Below are 24,529 nucleotides of genomic sequence, written 5' to 3'. Positions count from 1 at the left end.
GAGGGCCAGAATGAGCTATCATGACAGCGAAGCGACCTGGTTTCTGGCGCAGTTCAAACCCAACAGTCACAAGATCGCAGAACGCAATCTGGTGCGGCAGGGGTTCAGGACATTTCTGCCGCTGCATGAAGAAACCATGCGCGTGCGCGGCAGTTTCACCGTCCAAAGGCGACCGCTGTTTCAGGGTTATCTGTTTGTGGCTCTTGATATGCTGCAGGGGCACTGGCGCGCGGTCAACTCTACCTATGGCATCACACGGATCGTCAGCCTTGGAAAAGAGCCAACACCTGTCCCGCGTGATCTGGTCAGTCAGCTGATGCTGCGCTGCGATCAGGAGGGCAAACTGATGCCGCCAAAGCTCCTGCAGCCCGGCGATCAGGTCACGATGACCAAGGGGCCGTTTGCGGATATCATCGCCACAATCGAGTCCGTATTGCCAGACCGGCGCGTCTGGATGTTGATGGACATCATGGGTGCGCAGACCCGGATAGCAGTGGAGGCCAACCAGCTGCGCGCAGTGAAGTGAAGTGATCCTTCACCGCCCGCTGAGGTGATATGCAAGCTGCCCGACATGTTCGCGGATTGCGGTATTCAGCACAGTCAGGTTCTGTGTGAGACCCCAACCGATGCGGTCGCCAAACCCTGCCGTGCGATAATCGACGGGCCAGGCCACAAGGCCTTTCCAGCCCGCGGCCTCAAAGCTACGCATAGCACGCGGCATGTGAAAGGCGCTGGTGACCAGAACCCAAGTCTCTTCCGGGACAGGGTCGGCAAGTGTCAGGCTAAGACGAGCGTTCTCAGTTGTGTTGCGCGATTGGCTCTCCAGAAGCAGGCGCCCGGTTGCTATCCCTTGCGCAAGAAAGAAACGCTCGGCAATGGAGGCCTCAGAGGTGTCGGCACCGACCGCGTCCCGAAGCGCGCCGCTGCCACCAGTGAACAGCACATGTGCCTCTGGGAACCGCCGCGCGAGGGCGAGAGCGGCCGTATAGCGCTCGGCACCGTCGTTGAATTGCACCTGATCCCAAAAGGCGCTGGCACGCGCGTCCTCCCCCCCGCCGAGCACAATGATGCCATCGACAGCGTCAAGGTCAGGATTGGCCGGATAGAGCCGCTCGATAGGCTGCAAGAGAAGATCGCCAAGCGGCAGGATACTCAGCGCGATCAGAAACCCCAATGCGATACTACTGATATAGAGTGCCATACGCCTGCGTTGCAGGATCAACGCAAGGATGATGCCCGCCAAGGCGATGACAATCCAGGTGTCCGCTCGCAGGAGTGCGCCTACCAGTTTCGATGCGATGAAAAAGAGCGTGTCCATTGCGATTAGCCCTGCCCGTCGCCAGTGAGGGCGACGAGGGCCTTGCGGTAAGCTGCGACAACCAACGCCTGATCGAATTCGCGTTCCATCTTTGCCCGCCCAGCCTGCCCCATTTTGGCTTGGGCTTGCGGCGAGAGCGTCAGAAATCGCTCCATCGCCGTGGCAAGGCTATCAGCGTTTCGCACGTCACACAGCAAACCTGACACGTTGTGATCGACCACCGCACGGCAGCCGGGCACGTCAGTCGCGATGAGCGGCCGGGCCATGGCGGCGGCCTCAATCAGCGTGCGTGGCGCACCTTCGCGGTAAGAAGGTAGCACAACACAGGAGGCCGCAGCGATCGCCGGGCGCACATCGCTGGTCGTGCCGAGATATTCCACCACGCCTTCGGCGACCCAAGCTTGAACAGTTGCGCTATCGATGGCTGTACGGTTTTCTGAATCGGCTGCTCCAAGCAGCTGGAAGCGCGCATTCGGATGGCGTGCCTTGATCCGCCGCGCGGCCTCGACAAATTCAATCACGCCCTTGTCGCGCAGAAGGCGCGCAATCATCAGGAACACAGGCGGCGTGTTTGCAGACGGCATCTCAGCCTGGGCAAAGCGGGCCAGATCAATGCCGGAGCCCGGCAACAATTGCGCCTGTTCAGCGCGCACAAGCTTGCGGTCAAGAAACAGATCCCGGTCATCCTCATTCTGGAAAAAGACGACCGGCAATTTGCCAAAGGCGCGGCGATAGAGCTGCTCTGCGATGGTCTGCAAAAAGCCACCCGACAGAAAGGCGGTGCCAAGTCCCGTGACGTTGGGAACGAAGGGCACACCGGTTGCATGCGCAGCCCGGGCCCCGAAGACGTTGTTCTTGATTGTGAAGCTCAGAATGGCGTCTGGCTGTTCCTCATGGAAAATCCGCTTGAGCCTGCGCTGCAGCTTGATGTCTTCAACCGGGTTCAGACCTTTGACGTTCATCTCAAGCGGGCGAAAACGACACCCCATCCTTTCAAGGTCCACCACAGAGTCGTCGGGTGGGGCCAGAATGGTTACTTGGTGTCCATCAGCCGACAGGGCTTCGACAAGCGGCCGCCGAAAATTCCAGATGTTCCAAGCGGCGTTCACCGTCATCATAATGTGCATGTCGCAGCCTTTTCAGAGCGCTTAGCGGTGTCTTTCGCCAGGATTGAAACATTTTGCGATGTTAAGACGGTATTGTTAATGACCAAGCTCTATACTTATCGAACTCCCCGCAATCGGCCGCGGAGGTACTGGCTAACTGTCGGATGAAACCACTGGCGACTAAACTCATTCGCAGCTGACTTTTCCTTCATTCCCAAAGAATGTGGTAGATTAGAAAGGATGCCCCTAATGGCATCAAGTGCCTTGGCTTGCTGTAGAAGCGGATAGGTAACAAAGGTGTCGTCACGCGATGGGCGCACCCGGACCTGGCGAAGCGGATGGCCTGTATCTACGCCTGCATCCACAAGGTGAATCGTCACTCCAAAATTGTCCGGATCATCATTCCACAGAGCCCAATACCCCCCATGCACGCCACGATACATGGGCGTTATACCAACATGTGTATTTATGAAGTCTGCCTTTACGCAGCTTAGGACGTCTGGCTTGATTATGCGGGTACCATTAACAAGCACGATATCGGGGGCGAATTGCGCCAACTGATTTGACACACTTGGCTCATTCACGCTAGTGACCTCAAGCGCGTCCTTCAGGCTTTCGACAGACGCGTCAAGATTGTATTCGGCCATAATTTGATTAATCCGCTTCGTTGAGCTGAACCGGATTAGCGGCACGATCATCAATTGAAAGAAAAGTTGTCCACACACGACGGCCACACCCAGTCGACGCCGTCTGTGCCGCAACATCGCTCGCTTACTTGGTGGACGCTCGAGTACCAAAAAAAATTCAGCGTTCGGATGCCAAGTGCGCACTGCATTTGCAAGGATTGTAGAGGATGATCCACGGCCAAGAAGCATCGCAATTCTCATTTTAAGGCCTCCATCGTTGTCGATTTCATCCCAAAGTCAGCGCGCAGCGTCGTAAAATGCGTAATAATTTGGCCTAGGCCTTCAAGATTTGCTTCAAGGTTCTGTCCAAAGTTATGCGGGTGCCACCACAGATGGTAGCCTTTCCCGTCCCGTGCTGCGGCCGTCATGCCGCGCTTGATTGTGGCAATATGCAGAGGGTGGAACGCGGTCAAACGGCCAGCACAAGGTCGCAAGAAACGACTGGCAGCCACATCCTTTGGTTGACCTCTCCCAATATCAAATGCTTGTGATCCCAGCACCCCGGAATAAGCATCAATCAACCTGAGAGCACGACGTATCGAAGTCTGCTCTGAGCCCTTCGCGGCTTGGTACGCCCAAGGGCTGGGGTTTCCCCGATAATGGGTGATCCCATGCTTGGCGCAGAGTGCCAGATGCTCCGTGGCAAACTGGTTGCGCGGGAACACGATCGACCGCAGTTCGATACCCCGCCTGTCAGCGAGGCTTTTAGCAGCTATGATATCCGCTTCGAAAGCTGAAAGTGTTGGACCATCTTCAAGGCAATAGAAATGGGACAACGTATGTGTACCGATTTCCTGACCTGGTGTTTGATGGATCGCTGAGATTAGGGAGGGCGCAAAATAATAGGGGTCGGAACGCTCATCACTGCCGACTTCGTCAATATAGGAAAAGTTTGACAGGCGCGGGTTTGAATAGGTTGGCAGTTCATCAGGAAGAGATGCCAGTAATTCTTCCTTGTTTTCACAAAACAAGAACCCGACAGTTGCCCATGTGGCGCAGATTTTATTCTCGGCAAAAAGCTCCAACATCTTTGGGACTGCATCCCGCGCACCGAGCACATTTTTACCATAAGTATCTCGATCAGCATGATCGCGAACACCCCAGAGCAACTCGAAATCCAGCGAAATCACAAACTGCGCATTCATTCGGCTATTGTTCCTGTCACATGGCTGGCTATTTTTTGGCAAAAAGGGGCTTTGCTTCACAAATCAGCCTGGAGTTGGTCTTGCCCTTATCCCTGACGGATTTAGCCTACAGATTCTGTTATGGGAATACCGAGTGCTGTTAAACTTTTGAGGATGGCCGCACGATTTTGGATTTCCACGGCCCGCCGATCGAAGTCGCTCATATAGACACTGCCTAGCAGTTCGACGCAGTGCATCTTTGCTTCGACGCGGCTGTCGGCGGTGATATCAAGTTGCCCATGTCGCCAGCGATCATGCTGGATTCATGAGGTGAATCCTGTCAGGCCACTCATGCAACAATGCCCTGCCGCTGTCGATCATCACTGATCGCCACGTCATTCGGGCCAACATCCTCAAGGATCGGCAAGAAATCTGCGGCGATTTGCGAAGAAGTATCGACGATGCAGAAACGCGCAGGTCATGGATAATGTTGCTCCATCGCCACGCGCTGAGATAATATGGCAACTAAAACAAAGAACTGTTGTGTATTTATGACTAATTTGAGATTTGATGCAATCATAACGTGAAACCATGAAAGAATTCAAAATGAAGATCTCTCTTTACCTCGCAACTGTTGCAACACTGGTCTCCGCCCCGGCATTTGCAGGCGACCTCGCTGCACCAGTTATGGAAACACCGGTGATGGTGGCAGAGCCAGTTGTAGTGCCATCTTGGACCGGCGGCTATGTTGGCGGAAACGTCAGCTATGGATTTGGCTCACTTGATGCGACAGGTCAGGCAGCTGCGGCTTTGGCGAATGAAGGTTTTGGTAGCAATCTGTCTGAGCCCGATGGTGTGGCTGGCGCAATTCGCGGCGGCTATGACTGGCAGTTTGGTCGGGGCGTATTCGGTCTTGGTGCTGAATATAACTTTGGTTCATATGAAGATGGCCTCAACCTCGACGGTGTTCAAGGTCCCGACCTCTCCGGCGTCAATGTTGAGATCAACGATGTTGCAACGATTTTTGCCCGTGGCGGCTATGCTGTAAACGACCAGTTTCTTGCGTATGGTCTTCTCGGCTATACCAAAGCCAAAGGTGAGGTTTCGCAGGGCGGTGACCGCATCAGTGAAGACCTTGATGGCGTAACCATCGGTCTGGGTGGCGAGTACATGTTCACTCAAAACTGGGCTGGCTATGCCGAGTATAGCTATACCGACTTTGGTGACATTGATAACACCGAAGGGCTGCTCGAAGCCGATCTTCACCAGGTCAAGCTTGGTGTAAACTACCGCTTCTAAAACTAAGTCTATCCTGATTTTAAAAGCTGAACGGCTGCCTGGTTCAATCTAGGCAGCCGTTCTTTTTGGTGTGCTTGCTACTCCGCCAATATATAGTCGGGGAGGTATCTCTTGCTTCTTCTCCTATCGCGCAGCACAATGATGCTTCATCTGGATTACGCGCCAAGGTTCACGCACAGCGTGCTTCCAGTATGACCGCGATGTGGGTTTTGCCGGTACTGGTGCTCACTCCAACACGAACATGCTACTCCTTCCGGACATTGAGGTCGGCCGCGAGCGTTACTGTTCAGAGCCATGCCGATGGCTGTAAGTGAATTATGTAAAAGCTCGGAAATTTATTCGGAAAAGATCGCGCCATCCATCTTCAGGCTGAAAGTTTCCACATAGGCTATTGATAACCAGCTCAAGTTATATGACGAAGCTGCGGATTGTTTCGAGGACTGATATGAGCTTTGAAGTATTTTACATCAACTTGGACCGTGTTCCTCATCGGCGGGAATTCATGAGCCTCGAGCTTCAGAAAATCAAGCTAGGCAAAGTGAATCGATTTCCCGCAGTAGATGCGAAAGTACCAGGATCCTTAAGTGAGGCCCGTTTCAGATCAGGCATCAGTGATCGATGGGCATTGCCCAAAAGTGCCATCGCATGTTTTGAAAGCCACCGAGCTGTTTGGCAAATGATAGTGGACAAAGGACTTGATGCAGCCCTGATCTTAGAAGACGATGTGGTGCTGTCGCATGAATTAACGGCCATTTTATCCAAGTTAAATGCATCTCCCCAAAAAATCGATGTCGTTAAGATGGACTTTACTGATGGCAATGTTTGCTTGGGACCAGTCTCTGATATCAATGGAGTTCAAGTTAGGACTCTCTCGAAATGTGCTCCCTCTGCAGGAGCTTATTTCGTGACCAAATCTGGTGTTGAAAGACTACTATCTGAATCTGAAGTTTACGGCGATACAGTTGATGATTTTATTTTTGCACCCCGCAAAAACTGGAAAATTTACCATTTGGTTCCTGCTCGCGCTATGCAGTTGGTCTTTAATGGGGTGGATTCCGGTGGGGGGCAGGATCGTATCATAAGGCGGTAACGGGTTGTTTTTTCCACCTGTACTCGCCTGTGAGAAGGATATGCGCCCATCCGAGAGGCGAGATGTGCGCCAGAAGCTCATGAGAACAATCCAGACCGGCACGTCTTCGTGCCGCGACTGCCTGTCCGAGATATTTTGTATTCCAGTAGATGATGATGGCCGCCAACAGGTTTAACCCGGCCATGCGATAATGCTGCCCCTCGGGGGTTCGGTCGCGGATTTCGCCCTGACGTCCGATGCGCAGGGCGTTTTTCAGAGCATGATGGGCCTCGCCCTTGTTGAGACCGATCTGGGCACGGCGCTGCATGTCGGCATCAAGTAGCCAGTCGATGATGAAGAGGGTGCGCTCGATGCGGCCGATTTCGCGCAAGGCCACGGCCAGCTCGTGCTGGCGGGGATAGGCCGCGAACTTTTTGAGCAACCGACTGGGCGGCATGATGCCCGCAGCCATCGTGGCTACGGCCCGCAGGATATCCGGCCAGTTCTGGACGATGAGGCCCTCTCTGATCTTGCCGCCGATCAGGCCGCGCAACTCCTTGGGCGCTGCAGCGGGTTCGAAGAGATAGAGCCGCTTCGAGGGCAAGTCGCGGATGCGTGGAATGAACCTGAAGGCCAGCAGCGAGGTGACGGCAAAGACATGGTCGGTGAAGCCGCCGGTATCGGCATACTGCTCTTTGATGTTACGGCCTGTTTCGTTCATCAACAGCCCGTCGAGGATGTAGGGTGCCTCGCTCACGGTGGCCGGGATGTTCTGGGTCGCGAAGGGGCCGAATTGATCTGAGACATGCGTATAGGCCTTCAAGCCCGGCTCGGAGCCGTATTTGGCGTTGATGAGGTTCATCGCTTCACCCTGCCGGGCAGCCGGGAAGAATTGCCCGTCGCTGGACGCGGTGACGCCGCCACCCCAGAATTTGGCCATTGGCAGGTTCGCTTGCGCATCGATCACCACTGCGAGCGCCCGGTTGATGGCATCGCTTTCGATGTGCCACCGCGACAGACGCGACAGCTGCAGGTAGTCGTGCGTGCTGGTGGCTTCGGCCATCTTGCTCAGCCCAAGGTTCAGGCCCTCGGCGAGCAAGACGTTCAACAGCCCGATGCGATCTTTGCACGGTGAACCGGTGCGCACATTCGTGAAGGCATCCGTGAAGCCAGTTGCATCGTCGACCTCCAGCAGCAGATCGGTAATGCGCACAGCGGGCAGGCGGTTATAGAGATCGAGAACCAGAGCTTCGGCGGTCTCTGGCACGGCTGCGGTCAGACGGTCGATTTTCAGGATGCCGTTTTCGATGGAGCCGCCGGGGATAGCACCCGACCGCGCCGCCTTGGCCAAACGGTCCAGCCCATCTGTCAGCCGCGCCTTGCGGTCTTCAATCCAGCTTTCCGGATCAAGGGGAACTGTTAATCTTGGCGTGGCCTGTGCAGCTTCAACCGGCACCAAGGCCTGTTTCAGATCGCCGTAGCGCCGCGAATGAGCCAACCAGATATCACCCGATCGAAACGCTTCGCGGAGATGGGACAAAACGGCCACCTCCCAGAGCCGGTGACCATCGTCCACCTCAAAGTTGAGGTGGCGGTGCCATTTGGAACCCCGCCGCAAAAAGCTGGTGGACCGGGGTTCGCCATTCCGGTCATCAGCCACGACCTGTGCCGCTTGCATCAAGGGCAGCGCCACAGTGGCCCCGTGGATATCTAAAGCACGCAACATGCGTGGCGCGTATCGCCGGAACCGATGATACCCCTGCACGACATGGGTGATAGGGTTAGCAGCCATCGTGTCCGTCAGCTCGGCCGCAGTTGCGACAAGGTCCTCAAGCTGAAGCCAGCCACAGGACGTTTCGGTTGCCACATCAAGAGATGCCTCATCCCCCTTGGCCTCCAGGAGGGCCGCGCCCAAATTTTTGAAGGAGCAAAGCGTGTCGTGCAGGGCGGATTTGGCGCCCGCGATGCGTGCGTCACACAACCTCTTTGCATCCTGCCAAGTCTTGCCCACGATCCGGTCATGGGTCTCGACCACCGCATCGGCAGTCGCCGCGTGCCATTCCACCGCACAGACCGCCAGAATGGCCAGACGCCGGTCGCTGGTGATGTCTCGCAGACCATCGGCGAAATAGCGTTCGCCCTGACGGCGCAGTCGCGTAATCCGATGGGGCGGCACTCCTTCCAGAATAGCTGGTGACGCCCCCAAACCCTGCAGAAATTCCAAGCGATCCAGAAGGCGGCTGGCCCCCGCCGAATTTTTCCCAACCTCGAACTGCCGAAGCCAGATGAACCGGCTGACCGTGCCATCAACCATGTCTGTCAACAGATTATCCAATTGGCCCTTCAAAACCTCATCGAGGCGCGCCACGATCCGGCCGTCTATGCGTCGCTCAGCGGCGACAAGGGCGTCAGCACAAAGGCGTTCGATGACAGACACCCCGGGCAGGACAGTCTGGGTCCGTCGGCATTTCTCGACAAACCGCCGGGCAAGGTCTTCATTGGATCGCGCGGTTTCTGCTTCGCGTTCAAGCCAGCCCTTCAGATCGCGGGCACCACGCCCGGAGAACATCTTGAATCCATAGATCAGGCGTAGATCTATGAGATGCCTGCGCCGAGTAACGTCGGTCTCGGCATATTGGCAAAGATCTTCCACGTCTTCGCCAATCTGCGCGGCTATAAAGCGGTTCACCTCCAAGGGAATAACTTCGCCCGGCACCAGCAAGCGGCCGGGATACCGGAATGCACAAAGCTGCAGCGCGAAGCCAAGACGATTGCGGGCATGCCGTCGGGTTCGGATGTGTTCAATATCGTCATCCGCCAGTGTGTAGTGATGCAGGATCATCGCCTCGTCAGTCGGCAGGTCAAGCAGGCTTGCGCGCTGTCGTTCGGTCAAAATAGAGCGTCTTGGCATGTGGGTTTGTCCCTGTTAATCATTAGTCTGTTCGGGACAAAATCTGCACCAGCAAAATCAATGGCTTGCAAGGCCAAAATCCAAGGGGGTTCAAATGGGACAGCGCGCGGCCATTTACGCCAGGGTCTCCACATCCGACCAGTCCTGCGAGCGGCAGGTGGCCGAACTGACCGCCTTCGCGGAACGTGGCGGCTACGATGTAATCGGCGTGTTCAAGGAAACGGCTTCCGGGGCATCGGCAAATCGAGCCGCCCGCAGTCGGGTGCTTGATCTCGCGCAGACCCGGCAGATCGATGCGATCCTGGTCAGCGAGCTCTCGCGTTGGGGGCGTTCCACCCAGGATCTGCTCGATACCCTGAACAGGCTTGCAGGCTGGAAAGTCTCGGTTGTTGCCATGAACGGCATGACCTTTGAACTCAACACGCCCCACGGACGGATGATGGCCACCATGTTGGCAGGCATTGCCCAGTTTGAGCGTGATCTCCTCAGCGAGCGTGTGAAATCCGGCCTCGCCGCCGCACGGGCAAGGGGCAAAAAGCTCGGCAGACAGCCCGGCCAACGTCCGAAATCCGACAAGCTCGCGCCAAAGGTGCTTCAGGCCGTGGAAGATGGTCGATCTTACCGCTGGATCGCCCGCGATCTCGGGATCTCAAAAAACACAGTCACGGAGATCGTCAAACGTCACCGACAGAAAGCCTTATGATACGATCCTGCCCCCTACCGGAATCTACCCCTACAGTGGTTTGATCGGCAATGGGCCGAGGAGCCCTTGGCCTGGTGCGCCGCACATGTTTGTCACGACGTCGGTGTTCTTGGCGACGTTTGATTTGCGGCGACTATAGAGTGCGTCCGCGCATTAGAACCTCTTGGTTCGTTTCTACGTGATACTCGTTTGGAAAAAGCGCGCTTAGCCACCCCTTAAGTACCTGCCAACGGCGTACAGCTTCCTTTTCCGTGAGGCCGCACAAAGAACGCAAAAGGTCATGAGCTGCGCTATCAGTAAGGCCGGTTGTTGATAGCCGTTCAATCTCCTGCACGATGATAGTGGTCCCGAAAATAGTTGCGAGTGCCTCCTGAAACTCCACTTCGTTTAGGCCTGGCGGAATTGCAAGCACTTCAAGGTCGTCTTTGGCCGACCGCATCGCGCTTGCTGGCATCTGATCTTCATCGCCGACGTAGGCTTCCCATAGTCCTGTCCATCTCGGGCATTGCGGCGTCCAGACAGTCGCTTCTTCCGGATCTGCCTCAGGCCGAGCAATAGGATTGCCAGATTTCCGCAAAGCTTCTGCTTTTTCAGCGAGTGCAATCTTCATTTCCTGTGTTGCGACAATGGAGTTTGCTGTCAATTTGGTCCACCACTCATTCAAGCCATGTTCTTGTGAATCCAACTCTACGAGCAATTCTAAATTAGCTGGGGAACGCCAACCAAGAGCGGTGTGGGTCAAGTTGGCTGAGCCAACGAGGCAAACGTCATCTGCAGCAAAAAATTTGGCATGGAGATGAGGATGAACCAACAAAGTTGATCCAGGACGTTCGCTCAGCTGATCCAAAATCTCAAGATCACAGACGCCGCTGGCGATGTCCTCTGGTCGCCACCGGGTTACACAAGTAACGGATACGCCTTCGGGAACCGCCATTAACGCCCTCTCGAGAGAATAAGACTTAATAAACGGCGCGGCAATTTGCACGCTGGTTTGCGCACGGCTAAGGACCGAAAGAAGGTGCTCACCAATCTTCATCTTCAGTTTTCTGATCCTTCACGAAGAAAAACTTTGGCCATCTTTCCCCATTCTTGACGCATCTCCATCAGGTCATCGTGCTTCTGAGTTTCTTCAAGCTCGTAACGAGCCCATGCCGCGAATAGCAGCCTCAGTGTATCTGATGCTCGGTGCACCCTATCAAGAAGTTCAGCGTCTGTGTCATCATCGGTTTCCGGGTTTAGCGCTTCTACAAGCTGGTCGTAGATGGGGTGATTGGTGTTGAAAGTGATCTTTGTCAGGTCACCAAATTGTTTGGTTGAGAAAAAATGGTGACCATCGAGGTGACCTGTAGAAAACTGCACTTTGCGTTTTCGACTTACTACGGCTTCAGTGATGTTCTTGGCGTCTTGGGCTGAGTAGTGGTCATTCTCAACCAAATCAGCTTCAAGTTCTGTCTTATCCTGATCTGTAAACCCCGCCTCATCAGTTTCGGTTTCGTGGCCAGATTCGGCGCGCTCGCGGAATTTGTCACTTGCTTGATCGTCGACGTCAGGATCTTCGTGACGTTTCTGCGAGCTGCGTTTGCCCTTTGTCTGTGCCTTTACCCGGCGTCGAATTTCATCGAGTTGCTCGTGAATATATTCAGCAACATCGATAAGCAGCGAACGTGGGTCGCCATCTGCTTGAAGGCGCTCGCGGAATGCGGAACGTTGCTCACCCGGATCGGCTTCGTCGGTCCAGTCGAATTGCGCCATGGCAGCAAAGGTGTTTGCGTGCTGCTTGTTATTTGTAACACCAAATATCTCATCAAGCGCCGATGGAAATTCGACCTCGATCCCCCACCAACGTTCGCGTGGATCGTATCCAATCGTCCAACCCTTATCGAGCTCAAGTTCTCTGCGCTCACGTACGACAGAAACCCCGACGTTCCTGGCGGAGTGTTTGCCATATGGCATTGATCCGCGGTCCGGTGAAGATCCCCGCGTAATTGTATCCTCTTTGGCCCAACTGATCCGGACAAGAACTGTGTGAACCTCGCCATCCAACTCTATTTCAAATGATTGATCGCCCTCTCCCCATTTTTGAAACATGGGTTCTTTGTCGAAAGGGGCAGGCGTAGATGAATTTGGCATCAGGTAAAGTGGGTCATTTACCCGTGCAGCGGCATCGAATGATGCGCCATCTTCACTATAAGCCGTCAATCGAATGGTAAGGTCGCCCGCATCGATAAACTTGCGATACATCCTCCCAATAAGGACCTCAGTGTTTTCCAGAGTGGCCTTGGCACCGCGCCATTGTAGTCTGTGATCGTCAAAATTCGACCAAAGCACGAGTGTACCGGAAGTGCCGATGACATTGGACCGATCACGCCATTCTTGTGGCACTGGCTTTTGCTCCGGCATTGGTACCGACTTCAGAAGACCCTGTTCGATCTCATCTACGTCGAGATAGGTCCACATCGCGTTCTGCGGTCCGGCCTGCCAAGACCAAACTTCCAAGCGCCGACACTGAGAGATCGAAGAGTTGGGAAGCCCCATGCCAAAACGGCCAATTCCTTTTCGGTCCTTCAAATGCGTGCCGTTGCCAAATTGGAGTGCGATGCGTAGTGTCTCCGGTGTCATACCGTCACCATTGTCAATGACAGCGATCTGGTCAATTCGTCGGCTTTTGCGTTGGTTGACTTGCTTCATTACTTCGAAACAAACGACATCGACTTGTGAAGCATTAGCCTGAACTGAGTTATCGATGAGTTCGGCCAGCGCGTAGTCTGTATTTCTATAACCGCTGTCACGCATCGCGCGCACGGCTAGCTCTGTGGGAATGATGTCGCCATTGAATCTGTTTGTTTCGTTAGCCGTAATCTGGTTCATGCCAGACATCCTCCCAGTTTTGAAATGCTTCCGTCACGCTTCCAAACCCAGGTAAATCGGGATCAGTGACCGTAATGATTTCCGCTTCTTTGTTACCACCAGCTCGAAGACCTCGAGTCGCCCGACCGACCATTTGGCTGTACAGGACAAGCGATTTTGTCGGCCGCGCAATAATTGCGCAACTCGTGCGCGGAGCGTCGAATCCAGTGGTCAGTACGCCATAGTTCAACATGACAATCTTGCCGGGTCCACTAGACTTGTAGCGCTTGATACGTCGCTCGCGTTCGCCACCTTCAGTTTCTCCAGCGACAAAGAGAGCCTCTATGTTCTTAATGGTCAGCATTGCTTGCAGCAGCCTTGCGTTCTCTACCGACGGGGTAAATACGATTATACGGTCATGCCGCGTCAACGCGTCAAAAATTGCTGACAGGATGGCTTCGTTACGCGCAGAGTCGAGACCAATCTTCTCCAGAAGATCATCCGTGAGGTCTGGGTTGTTCTCCAGCGAGCGAATATCAGCCTTGTCGAGAAAGGTTTCGGTCGGTGCTTTAAGTTGGCGAAAGTTGGGCCGAGCCAGATAGTCTTGATCCATAAGGAAAGTCACCGGGTCATCATATCCCTCAATTTCAAGAACGACTTTCTGCCCCTCGAAAAAGTCGGAAAGGCGCTTGTCTTCGTCAATCTCCGACCAACTACGCCCCGGTGTGGCTGTAAGACCCAAGAGAGCATTGTCTGGGCGTTTTGAACTCAAGGCCCGCAAAACGCGTGCGTAAGTCGGTGCGATTGCTTGGTGAGCTTCGTCGATAACGATTAGTGAAGCTCGGTCAGCGAGAGTTAGGATCGTGTTCGCACCTCTAGCGTCCAATGCCACCATCTTTGCCAAGCCCGCGACAAGCAGCCCGTCATTTAGATCCGCAACTGGCGCGCGCTTGCTTCCCCAGAACCTCATTAGCTGCACATCGCGATCACCTAGTGGTGCCCATGCTTTTTCAAATTCTTCCGCAGCTTGGTCCAACAGTTCCCGGTTTTGTGCCAGCCAAATGACGACCGTAGGTCCGTGCTCGCGCAAATGGCGGGCAGCTAGGTGCATAGCAGTGCGCGTTTTTCCTGCACCGGTTGGCATGTGAAGCACAACTTTACGTGGAGGTTTTGTTAGAGCAGCTGCAACCTTACTAGCGGCAACTCGTTGGTGGGGAAACAGACCATAGGCTGCAGTAACACTCTGCGATGAAGGAGCGGCAAATTTTGGGGCTCGCGGATCGTCAACGATCCCGAAAAAGTCATAAAGTTTGTCGATACCAATTTCGGCGATCTTTGCCTCTATGGTTTCATAGGGACTACGTTCTATTGTGAGACTTAAGGTCGCGCAGAACTCACGCGCTTTGGCCAGCGGAAGCAGTCTGATAATTTTCAACCGGGTAGCAGTATCAAGTAGCGCTTCTGCTGGGTCAAGAATTACTGCGGCAATGCGATTTACCTCCTGAGTACCCAACAACTCTGGAGACATCCTTTCAACAAGTTCGATCACCGAGGACGGGAACAGCTCTTGAACCGCTTTTGATTTTGCACTCAGTAGTAGTGCCTTCAGAGAAATACCTGGTGCTGAGCCTGTCACGCGTCACAACTCCAATTTTTGGTTCCAGCGCTGCTATTAACCCCAGCATCTAATTCAAATACGTTTATCACGTTACCAAACCAAAACTATTGGAATTCTCTTTTCTGAACGAGCTCAAGTTTGCGACTTCCACAATGAGCCGGTCAGTTTCCGTGAGATTAAGGGCTCGCAAGTCACAATAAAAATTGCCGCGCAAGATTTCGAGAAAATGGCATTTTTAACTTCCCTTTTGAGCCGAGATGTCACCATGCTGTCGAAACGACAGATAATGATCCGCGGCGCACTCGTCAAAAAGGGGGCCATCAAAATTCATCGATTAAACTCCGTCTTCAACACTGATTTTGAAGACCAAACCTGACTTACGGAACTCGGCTCCAAGCTGTTCGACGAAGTCAGGCCCAGTCACAATCATTCCTACTTTCTCTACCTTCGGTTTCTTGTCGTCCCTCTCCGGAAGTGGTTCACCATCCTTTAGAAGTTCTGCCGCCTGCGTGGTCTTGAGCGGTAGATTGGTCCATTGGAAACCAGATCGAAACAGCTTTCTAAGCCGGGTCTGCTCTTTAAGCTTGTTTAGCAAGGCCCTGCTGCCATCGGATACCGTGGCGACATCCAAGCTCAATATGGCAGTCGTAAGATCGTTTTCACAGCTGGAGTCAAAGATAAGCGTGGCCGACTTTGCCTTTCGCGGAACGAGTACATTGCCACGCAGCACTACACCAGCTGGCAGATTGAGCTGCTGTGAAGTCCCGTCCTGCTGGGCATAGTGAATTTCCGCGCTAAAGCGAAATGACCGTGGCAAGGGCGCCATCTCTCCCACCCTCCCGACGTTTCCAAGCAGTTGCTGACGCAACCCAAGCGCGGAAACGTCACGTAAACGACCTAGAATAACAGCGTCGCCACTCGTTTTCAGAAGATTTTTTGCGCGTGAAAGATTGACTGTTCGGAGGTCACCGAAGTCCCAAGTCACCTGCTGCCGTTTAGCGCCATCAATTGATAAAACTGGCGTTGTATTTCCGGAAACGCCGAGCACCGGTTTCGTCATGTCGACTTCTTCGAGGCTACCTGCAACCAATAGCACAGTCTTAAGCCCGTCTTTTCTGATCAAATCGCATTCAGGTGATGCGACAAAGAACACTAGATCTTTGCGCCCGGCAAAAAATCCGCGAGGTTTGATTGTGGATTCCGGTCGCGGTCCTAAAATGTCGCCGAAAGTGATTGGCCACACAGCGCCCGTTGCATGGGAACGGCGGCTAGGATTGACGAATAGCGTCCGTTCCAAGATGGCGTATGTGTCGCGGTCGTTGGAAATCATCAAGGGCGGAGGATCATCAGCCATTTCGTCGAGTGGAATGGCTGCCTTCAGCACCTCACCGTGTGCTTCAATCTCGTACTGCAAAACACGATCAAAGATATCTAGCATGTAGCTTGACGTGTTTACGCCCTCGAACCGCAAAAGCATGGTTCGAATATGCTGCAAATCATCGATGTCGATCTTGCGTAGTGCGCCTGCCGCCTTTCCAACGGCTTCTTTCGCCTTCTGCTCCCATGTGTCCACGAACCCGGCCAACGCTTGGCTATCACCGCGATGGGCAGCCAGGGTAAGTATAAGCCCTTGCACACGTCCAGGCGTCTGGAGTTCAGGTTTTCGCAAATGTCGAAATGCTGAGGCATGCAATTGAACTTCACTACGAAACTCTTTGGCCTGTTCGTCGATTGTCGGGATTTGAGACATTAGCACGATGGATGGAAGTGGACCGGCTCGCTGGGCGATAGCTTCTTTGAGCCGATCTACAGTTAATCGACGGTCGTTCGCGCCCTGATGGATACCGAGAAATAAGTCGATCAGGATCAAATCTGCGGCGGCTGCCGCATTGACAAAGTCCCGGCCATGCGTCGTGTAGGGAATGCCGAGCGCGGTCAGTGCCGCTTCAGCCGAAGCCAAGAAGGGCGCATTGTCTGCGGCTTTCTGCTCATAAACATCAAACAGTCCACCCAAGAGATCGCGCACAGCGTCTCGATTCTGCCATAAAGCGTCGATGAACTCTTGGTCAGACCTAAGGTCATCTCGCGAACTTGGATCGAAATTCGGCGAAAACGCTTCTATCCGGGCAGCCTCATCTCCCTGGACATCGTCAAAAAAGATGTCCCACCCATCTTCGTCGAGAAGTTCTTGAACCAATGGAATCTCATCGTATCCATCATCTACAATAATAGCAGAGCTTATGCCCGCTTCGGCTACGCGCTTTTTATCGTTCAAGACCCGTCACCCACCACCCGATAATCAAAAGTAGTAAACCGCCCTTCGTCGTTGGTGACGTCCCCATCCAATGTGAGGGCGCCACCGTTATGCTCGGCGGCTTCCTTCGCAATAAACAGACCAAGTCCGCGACGGCGGCTCTTGTCTTTGAGCGAGAAGAAAAGGTCAAAAACCCGATCTTTGTACTGCTCGGAAATGCCTGGGCCATTGTCGGAAAAACGAACACGCGGAGGATTGTCCTCGACTGCAATGGTAAGCGTCGATTTCCGGGACATCTTTCGTTGTTTCTCGACGTCCATCCAATAGAGAGAATTTGAGATCAGATTTTCCAAAACTTGAACAACCATACCCTTGACTGCCGAGATTTCGACAGGTTTATCCGGCATCAAGATATCTACTTCGATATTGTGGCGCAAAAACTGGACTTCATGAGCGTCCAAAATTTCTTGGACGAGTTCATCCAGCTTAAAGCGCTCTTTGCGTTGTCTGCCAGTTACACTCAGGGGGTCTAGAATACGGAGCCGTTTACTGATGCTGTTCATTGACGCACGGAGACTTTCTAGCCGCTGGCGTATTTCTTCAGGTACTGATTTACGCTTTAGGCTATTCAAAATATCCAGAGCGTCTTCTGCGGATCGCGTCAATTCATGCGCCACGACTTCGACCATCAGGCCTATACCTGCCATGGCAAGCATTTGGTCTGCATCTTTTTCCATCTCAGCTACACGTTCACGAGCCTTTGCAGCGTACCGGGAAAATTCTTCGCGCATCAATTCCAACTCCTGGACGGCTTCACGATGTTCCTTGGGAACAACTTGCCCAATTGATCGGATTGTGGCCTTCATTCGCTTTTCAAGATCGACCGTCCGGGTCTCATCAGCTATGAATGGCTCCTTGGCGTCCTTTTGTTCACGCGTAATGCGGTTCATCTCATCACGGAGTCTCTCGACCGCAAACTGAACTGTTTCTTTCAATATAGCTTCTTCAGGTGTTTGACGAAGGCCTTCGCGATTGGTTTGATCGATCAAACACGGATTAGATAATCGACCGATCTCAACCTGCCCAATGAGCTGGATGCGGTTTAAGGCATAGCCTTTTGATTTCAGGGCAGTTTTGTCTAATTCGAGCCAATCATCGTCTTCTGAGCCGTAGGGATAAACCCTGAACGCATCGCGATAGAGGCGTACCCCCATCCATTGATCGAGCAAATTGCGTAGAGCCTGATAGTCCCCTGTGGTTTTGTGCTTTCGCAATATAGAGCGGTTAAACCAATGCAGTTCAAAGTCGAACGGACCAACGGATTCGAGGGCAGTATAGTCAATGTCCCGTTTATTCATCCGTCGGCGCTTTGCCTTAGGACCCACCAAGGCTCCATATAGGACATCTGCAGTCGCGGTTTCGATACTGATCTCTTTTGGGTGGTCAAATCCAATGTTGTTCAATTCGATACGAAGTTCTAATTCAGGACCGCTGTCGGTCTTCCGGTAATGACCACGAACGACAGCATTTGCGTGAGACAAAAAGCTATTCTCCAGACGCCGAATATTGATCCGCTTCTCATTCCAAACAACAACGATTCGTTGATTTTTTTTCTTGGCAAGCGGATTTACCAGTAGTGAAAAATCATCCATTGCGAGTCGGTCCACGCGCTTCTCTGCCCAATCGGCATTCAATCTACGAATTGTGATCTGCGTGCCACTAAACTCAGGATCTCGTTTTTTGCCTCCGCGAACTGGTGTGACGATAATATCTTGGATCATTTTGTTGGGATCATCAAAAGCGGACCAATCGATATCAATAAGACTGTAGTGGCTCTCTCCGGATCGCGTTGTGCGAACTGAAAGCGTGTCCCCAAGCCTCATGGCTGACAGTCGCCCAATACCTTTTTCACCCAGATAAGGAGAGTGCGACTTACCGCCGGCTAACGCAGCATCAATTTCTGTTTTTCTCGAAGACGTGCCGATCACCAGAAAAACAGAGGTAAGCTCCTTAAGCGACATCCCGGATCCTGTGTCAGATACAGTTATCGAGTTCAAACCGTCTATCTGTTGTATCGCTTTAGCAAGGTCTTCGAAATTGCCTGCAGCCTCGATGATGGAATTTGCGTCATCCCAAAGCTCATCGGCTTCGGTAATTAGTTTTCCTGTGAGCCAGCCTTTCAGATCGTCGAGGCCCCAAACATCATCTGCTTCTTCGGGGTCTTCAGCATTCAATGCCTTTAGAACTTGTGCTTTGGCTTCTTCGAAATCACGCCGTGCCAACACGATATCAAATCGTATCGTGACGCCATTCTTGGAGCCAGCATCAATGCCATTCTTGATCAACTCATAGAAAGCAATGGGGTCAGAACTAATTAGTTCTGAACCCAACTCTAATACAGTACGTGCAGTCACTTTAAACATGAGATGACCTTAGGTCGAAATTCTTTATTTTGTATACAGTCACTTATGGCAAGTCAGACAAGCTTTGGCCGCGCCACCATATACATCGTCGAAGTCTAACTGCGTATCAGGGCGGAGTGGGTTCGCTTGCATTCGAGTACGCGCCCTTGCCAAACGTTTTTCGTGGTCGAGCTTAATCTGCTCTTGGCGCTCTGGTTGCTCAAGATCGGTAAGTGATTCACCTTGGCTCCAGGTAAAGGGCGAGCCATGATCGATAGCGTTTTTCTCGTAGCGTTTTGCTTCCTCGAAAGCCTCTGGATGTTCCGCCTTCAACCGCACCCATTCAATCTTTTGTTGGAAGAAACAGAACGTGCAGCCACTACGACTGCGCCATTTATAGTAATCTGGAAGGCCTAGGCCCGAGCCTTCGAGAATTTCGATGACTCCTGGCTTGTCGATGCTGGCATCTTTGAAGGGTAATCTGATGAGCAGCTTCTCTTTGTTTGATTGATAACCTTCGCGATACTCCTCATCACTGCGGATTGCGACGTAGGAGACAACCGTTTCGCCGGCATCGAGAAACTCGCGCACCCACTTTTCAAATGGTCGCAGCTTGAGTTGACGCGTGCACCATCGTGACTGCGCTGATGGCAGGTAACTTTTGTAACTTTTTAACCAGTAGTCAAAGTCTCGATCAGGATTCAACCGAAGTATTGGTTTGCCAAGATAGCCCTCAAGGCGGGTCAAATACTCGTACACTTCGGGCAGCTCTTTGCCGGTATCGGTAAAGAAATATTCCACCTCGATTTCCGGGTGCCTCTGACGCATGAAGATGGCCAAAGCCGCACTGTCTTTACCACCCGAAAGTCCTAAAACATGACGTGTAGTACTCATGCTCGTTCTCCGACTCTGCGTTCATCGCCTGTATTGAGGTATTTAGAGGTGACTTCGATCAAGGCCGCAAGAATGATTTCGCGACGCTGATGATCTGCTTGGCTCAAGGTTCGATCGAGAGTCGCAGCAAGGGCCTCGACATCATCCCAATCGACATCAGCCACTTGAAACTCGCTAAATAGCGAGTGCGCCGTGTTCTCTTTTCCGACCACAACGGCCATGGCATGGCGCCCATCCTTGCGGCCCTTCACGCGCGCCATGGTTTCGGTCTTCAAAAAGACTGTTGCAAGCTCGGTAAGGCCAACGGCTGCGCGTTCGCGATCACCGTCGTTCCAATCTCTGGGAAGCTTGTTAACGGCCACACCTGCGAGGCCTTCCATATCTTCACGCGTTCCGTGAAACTGTGTCAGGCGGCCAACGAAGGCTTCTAAACGCAGGTCGCCGCCGATGTGGCGAATATTGTCTGCACGGTCGCGCAAACCTTTAAATGCGTCATCGCTTTGGCTTCGCACATCCAACTCTTTGAGCATCAGGTCTTTCAAATCATCGAGCACTTTTGGATAGGCCGCGCGCATTTCCGCCAGTGCATCCCTCAGAAGCAACGCAGTTGCATTTGCATCAAAGTTCCCATCAGCTAGCGGCTCGGTCAACCGTGGGAGATCATCAAACAGAAGTTTGTTTGGATCGCTCGCCCGTTTGAGAATTTCACGAACCTTAAGGGTTTGCGGGGAAAGAGATTGAGTCCTAGACGTCCAGGGAACAAGCGCATCAAATTCTCCGATAATCGAACGTGCAACCAGCAAGGGCCCGGCAGAACCTTTGATTTTCAGCAGACTGCCAAGCGTCTCCAGTGTCTCTCCAACAAACCCCTCCATTTCGACACGGCGCAGACCAATGTCTTTGCTGTTTCGCGCGAGAAATTCGACACAAAGCTCGTTAAAGCTCGCCTGAAATATGCCCTCGCCGTAGACCGCTACGCGATCTCGACGAGATAGAATGTAGGCCGATAAGAATACTGGCCCAAGGCCTGTTTTCAATCCAATTGGAGCCTTACCCCAAGCTTGGATGATCTCGTCAGCTCCAACTACGCCTTGTTCCGAAAGGAGCAGTTTGTCTGCTGCGTGCCACAATGGGTACAGCGTGTCGGCTTTCTTTGGAGCAGTGTATTCGCCGTTCACATGAATTCCGGTTTCTTGCAAAAGAGAAATGAAAAGTCCTCGTTCGGCAGGATAGTTCTTACCATCAAACCCGAGATCAACGTCGGCTCCACGCATTGCCATGCGCTTCATGAGTTTGGTTCTCGCACTAACCGCATTTGAGGACGGTTCAGAGCAGTTCAGCAGCTCGTTGCGAAGCAGTGGCCCCTCGCTGAAAATTGCATCAGCCAAGGCGGACAGCTGCTCGTTTAGGAGACGCTTGGTGAGCCTTTGTGCTTTTTGCTCCGTAACAAACCACTGACATTCGTCGATGAGGCCATTCAGAATATCTTCAAGTTTCTGACGGACTTCCGCGATACGGGCGTCAATTTCCCGCCGTGCGATCGGATCACCACGCAGTTCCGGGAAATTCTTTTCCAATGTGCTGAGGCCTGCGAGCTCTCGTGCAAGATCGAGAAGTTTGGCTGCGTCAGCATGGTAGCCGATGATCAACGGAAAAGAAGTTTGAGATCGTGCAGCACGCTCACATGCGACCATAGTTTCGCTTTGGCTCTCTCCGTGCATCGGCAAGGCAAACACAATGCGGCCAATGATATCCTGCGCATATTTTGGCTGCTTGAACGTTTCTAGTTCGGATGCGGGCTCGATAGACATTTCAAACCAGCGCATAGCACCGGTTTCTTCATGATGGCGCTTTGCCAACATCGGCTGAAGGTCCGCTAATACGCGAACCATATTGAGATCGATATCGGTTGGCTCGGAAAGAATTTCTCCCAATCTGGCTTCAACATCAAAATCGGAACCAGCGTAAAGGACGTAGATGCCGGCGTGTTTCCTAAATACGATTTCTGATTGTTGCTCGAGGCGTGAGAGCGCAGCCTCAACATCAGTGCGGTTGGTCTCATTGAGCGAAAGCGCAATCGTGTCGAGATTTGTTGCAAGCCCTGAGCGATCCTTGAGAAGCTCAAAGATCGCAATCGATTTCAATACCTTTTGCTCAAGATCGCCTGCGCCGCGTGCGACGCATCGTTCAAGTACGTCATGCGCCAAGGCCCACCGGCGCCCATCCGGTGAAGAAAGGATAGCCGCTTCAAAATTGGCTTGAAGATAGTTCCACAAGAGATGGGGAGGATAATATCCATCGACGGCCTCTTTCGTAAGCGCGTCTTGCAATCCGTATGGTTCGGCAGAGCTCAGGAAAGAGAACACGCTCCGCTGGTTTTGTCCAAAACGTCGGCGCGAAAGCGGTCCTACAAGACACGCAGTAAGCGGATGCAGCGGGGCCGTTCGAGCAAGTTTACCCGCCATTCGTTTCGCTTCGGTCTTTTTGCGGGCCGGACGCAACTGCTCAACGCAAACTTCTGCCAAGGGGATGGCTTTGCGGACAGCGCGCTCGTGACCGAGCGCCTCACCGATAAGCTCGACGGTTTCTTCAAGCGACACCGAAATCGAAATATCAACAAAACGGCCCTGAATTTTTGCCCAGGAGTCCCTTACCTTACGGCCCAAACGCTCCGCGTACTCCTCAAATGCTTGGTGCAGGATCCCAAGAAATATGAACTTTCCTTGGCTGCGCGCAGCAAGTTCCGCAATGTCCTGAAGCAGATGAAGGTCACCTTCTCCATCTGCGGCGGCCTCTAACCCGCGACCAAGTTCATCCATGATGAGAAGAAGGCCACGGTCCGCTGTTCTTCGTTCGATTTCCTTGAGTATTTCTGAACCACTCGATGAGGATGGGAGATCAAGCAACTCTGCAAGCTGTGCCGCCATGGAGCGACGCTCAGTGACCAAGGGCAAAACATCCCATCGAGATGGAAAGTAGGGCAGGGCTGATTTCAAAGCAGCAATAACCGGCTCGCCAAATAGCGCCGCAGCTTGCTCTCGGATATCCTTGGGCGCACCGAAGAGACATGCGAGCGCCACGGCTAGACTAGATTTGCCTCCGCCGTAGGGGCCGGTCCATGTAAACGCACCTTGCTCTGTATCGGAGACATGCGCGGCCATGAAGGTTACGGCCGCTTGGAAGGAAGCCGGGCAATGGAAGCCGTCAATCGCTGTCGCCGATGCATAGTCGGTGTCGAGGCGAACTGACCGACGAAATCTTGGGGTTATCGCAACGGAATCGTTCATGCTGCCACCTTCGAGCGAGCACTCGTCAGAGCTTCGCGAAGTAGACGCTGCTCAGTTTTCAACGCGCGCGGTTTGCGTCGAATGATTTGCCTAAGCCCCGCCGTCTCTGACCACGTTAGGGCTCCATCTGAAATGTCGTCAAGTTGCTCAAGGCGACCCACGATGTCATCCTCGTCCAGCAAGAACACCCTGCCCGGAGAACCGCCTCCATAGGCGACATTTTCAAATGACATGGTCGTCTGTTCGGGCGCGAAACTTTCCCAGAACTCATTGATACAATATAGAAATACGGAGTTTGGAAGATTCGATTTCCGTCCTCGTGATAGGCGTGACCGATATTTATCCATTGGTCGAATGAGGCCTAGTTCCGCAAGAACAGACTCCCCGGCTTCGCTTGAACCGCGACCACCAATATATGTACGCAGAAGGCACTGCAGGTCCCGATCAACCGTGGTGGAAGCGACGCGACTCCATCCATGTTCCTGCGCGAGCTTAAGTAGCGGCGAAACGATGTCCTGCCGAACAAAACTACCGCCCCTAAACTCATTAAACAGCCAATACGCAGATGTAAGGCGGGGCCGGGACGCCAAATGCCAATGAAGTAGCCAAAGCGAGGCATCTTCTTCTAGGTAAGGATCGGTACCATTCTTTTCGAACAGCATGTCCCCAAGCCAAGTTGTCGAAAGTCCGTCGCTCGACTCCTCAAGTATTCCGGCGGCTGTTGCCCAATACCGAATTGCACCAACCATGTTTCTGCCCACACCAAAACGCGCGATTGAGTCCGGATCTCTAAAAACATGAACCGCGTCCTTGGTAGAAGGTGCGTCATTCACAGCGTGATAGGCCTTTTGCAGCCACCCATAGCGCAAAGGAAACGTCTCATGTCCCGAGAAGCTCGGACGATAGCCGTCAGATATTAAACCGTGTGCGCTCATTTGACCTCCTGGGGATAGCATCCAGTATACAAATCAGCCATACTACGTACTGGAGACTTCGTCCAGTATTGAGGGT

17 protein-coding genes and 1 pseudogene are annotated in these 24,529 nt (G+C 53.1%); 4 read left to right on the top strand and 14 right to left on the bottom strand.

Annotated features, from left to right (window positions below; genetic code table 11):
- Positions 1 to 10: 10 nt before the first annotated feature.
- Positions 11 to 526 carry a transcription termination/antitermination protein NusG gene (nusG, locus tag GLP52_RS15635; protein WP_237273647.1) on the top strand — a complete coding sequence of 172 codons (516 nt, stop codon included), beginning with the start codon at positions 11 to 13 and terminating at the stop codon, positions 524 to 526.
- 9 nt (positions 527 to 535) lie between these two features.
- Here the strand turns inward: nusG and GLP52_RS15630 are convergent, their stop codons facing one another.
- From GLP52_RS15630 to GLP52_RS15610, 5 genes and pseudogenes are all read right to left on the bottom strand, one after another.
- The gene (locus GLP52_RS15630) at positions 536 to 1,318 is read right to left on the bottom strand and encodes a YdcF family protein (RefSeq protein ID WP_237273646.1); all 783 of its coding nucleotides are present in this window, start codon (positions 1,316 to 1,318) and stop codon (positions 536 to 538) included.
- Positions 1,319 to 1,323: 5 nt separating this feature from the next.
- The gene (locus GLP52_RS15625; protein WP_237273645.1) at positions 1,324 to 2,445 is read right to left on the bottom strand and encodes a glycosyltransferase family 4 protein; all 1,122 of its coding nucleotides are present in this window, start codon (positions 2,443 to 2,445) and stop codon (positions 1,324 to 1,326) included.
- 95 nt (positions 2,446 to 2,540) lie between these two features.
- Positions 2,541 to 3,311 carry a formyl transferase gene (locus GLP52_RS15620; RefSeq protein WP_237273644.1) on the bottom strand — a complete coding sequence of 257 codons (771 nt, stop codon included), beginning with the start codon at positions 3,309 to 3,311 and terminating at the stop codon, positions 2,541 to 2,543.
- On the bottom strand, positions 3,308 to 4,255 hold the full coding sequence (locus GLP52_RS15615) for a polysaccharide deacetylase family protein (protein ID WP_237273643.1): 948 nt from the start codon (positions 4,253 to 4,255) through the stop codon (positions 3,308 to 3,310). The genes GLP52_RS15620 and GLP52_RS15615 overlap by 4 nt, the downstream gene beginning before the upstream one ends.
- Positions 4,256 to 4,356: 101 nt before the next feature.
- Positions 4,357 to 4,522: pseudogene (locus GLP52_RS15610) on the bottom strand (IS5/IS1182 family transposase); the annotation flags it as partial.
- Between the two features lie 303 nt (positions 4,523 to 4,825).
- Between GLP52_RS15610 and GLP52_RS15605 the strand changes: the two are divergent.
- Together GLP52_RS15605 and GLP52_RS15600 are read left to right on the top strand one after the other, a co-directional pair.
- Positions 4,826 to 5,533: an outer membrane protein gene (locus tag GLP52_RS15605; protein ID WP_237273642.1), complete on the top strand. Its 708-nt coding sequence runs from the start codon at positions 4,826 to 4,828 to the stop codon at positions 5,531 to 5,533.
- A 445-nt stretch (positions 5,534 to 5,978) separates the two neighbouring features.
- Complete coding sequence (locus GLP52_RS15600; RefSeq protein ID WP_237273641.1) at positions 5,979 to 6,623, top strand: glycosyltransferase family 25 protein; 645 nt, start codon at positions 5,979 to 5,981, stop codon at positions 6,621 to 6,623.
- Here the strand turns inward: GLP52_RS15600 and GLP52_RS15595 are convergent.
- Positions 6,610 to 9,513 carry a Tn3 family transposase gene (locus GLP52_RS15595; RefSeq protein ID WP_237273640.1) on the bottom strand — a complete coding sequence of 968 codons (2,904 nt, stop codon included), beginning with the start codon at positions 9,511 to 9,513 and terminating at the stop codon, positions 6,610 to 6,612. The two genes, GLP52_RS15600 and GLP52_RS15595, sit on opposite strands and share 14 nt — an antisense overlap.
- A 94-nt stretch (positions 9,514 to 9,607) precedes the next feature.
- Between GLP52_RS15595 and GLP52_RS15590 the strand changes: the two genes are divergently transcribed.
- Complete coding sequence (locus GLP52_RS15590; protein ID WP_009824440.1) at positions 9,608 to 10,216, top strand: recombinase family protein; 609 nt, start codon at positions 9,608 to 9,610, stop codon at positions 10,214 to 10,216.
- 133 nt (positions 10,217 to 10,349) lie between these two features.
- Here GLP52_RS15590 and GLP52_RS15580 read toward each other — a convergent pair whose 3' ends face one another.
- From GLP52_RS15580 to GLP52_RS15545, 8 genes are all read right to left on the bottom strand, one after another.
- Positions 10,350 to 11,252 carry a phospholipase D family protein gene (locus GLP52_RS15580; RefSeq protein WP_237273639.1) on the bottom strand — a complete coding sequence of 301 codons (903 nt, stop codon included), beginning with the start codon at positions 11,250 to 11,252 and terminating at the stop codon, positions 10,350 to 10,352.
- A 2-nt stretch (positions 11,253 to 11,254) separates the two neighbouring features.
- Positions 11,255 to 13,084, bottom strand: coding sequence for an ATP-binding protein (locus tag GLP52_RS15575; RefSeq protein WP_237273638.1), 1,830 nt, complete (start codon positions 13,082 to 13,084; stop codon positions 11,255 to 11,257).
- Complete coding sequence (locus GLP52_RS15570) at positions 13,065 to 14,699, bottom strand: DEAD/DEAH box helicase (protein ID WP_237273637.1); 1,635 nt, start codon at positions 14,697 to 14,699, stop codon at positions 13,065 to 13,067. Before GLP52_RS15570 ends, GLP52_RS15575 begins: the two co-directional genes overlap by 20 nt.
- Before the next feature lie 316 nt (positions 14,700 to 15,015).
- Positions 15,016 to 16,956, bottom strand: coding sequence for a hypothetical protein (locus GLP52_RS15565; protein WP_237273636.1), 1,941 nt, complete (start codon positions 16,954 to 16,956; stop codon positions 15,016 to 15,018).
- On the bottom strand, positions 16,953 to 19,358 hold the full coding sequence (locus GLP52_RS15560; RefSeq protein ID WP_237273635.1) for a sensor histidine kinase: 2,406 nt from the start codon (positions 19,356 to 19,358) through the stop codon (positions 16,953 to 16,955). The genes GLP52_RS15565 and GLP52_RS15560 overlap by 4 nt, the downstream gene beginning before the upstream one ends.
- 39 nt (positions 19,359 to 19,397) lie before the next feature.
- A complete protein-coding gene (locus GLP52_RS15555; RefSeq protein ID WP_237273634.1) occupies positions 19,398 to 20,231 on the bottom strand; it encodes a phosphoadenosine phosphosulfate reductase family protein in 834 nt (277 codons plus the stop codon).
- Entirely contained in the window at positions 20,228 to 23,518 is a 3,291-nt protein-coding gene (locus tag GLP52_RS15550) for a hypothetical protein (RefSeq protein ID WP_237273633.1), read from the bottom strand. Before GLP52_RS15550 ends, GLP52_RS15555 begins: the two co-directional genes overlap by 4 nt.
- Complete coding sequence (locus tag GLP52_RS15545; protein ID WP_237273632.1) at positions 23,515 to 24,453, bottom strand: DUF4007 family protein; 939 nt, start codon at positions 24,451 to 24,453, stop codon at positions 23,515 to 23,517. Before GLP52_RS15545 ends, GLP52_RS15550 begins: the two co-directional genes overlap by 4 nt.
- Positions 24,454 to 24,529: the final 76 nt, after the last annotated feature.

It is taken from the genome of Sulfitobacter sp. M22 (assembly GCF_021736025.1).
Lineage (GTDB): Bacteria > Pseudomonadota > Alphaproteobacteria > Rhodobacterales > Rhodobacteraceae > Sulfitobacter > Sulfitobacter litoralis.
This window is presented reverse-complemented; position numbering and strand designations above follow the sequence as displayed.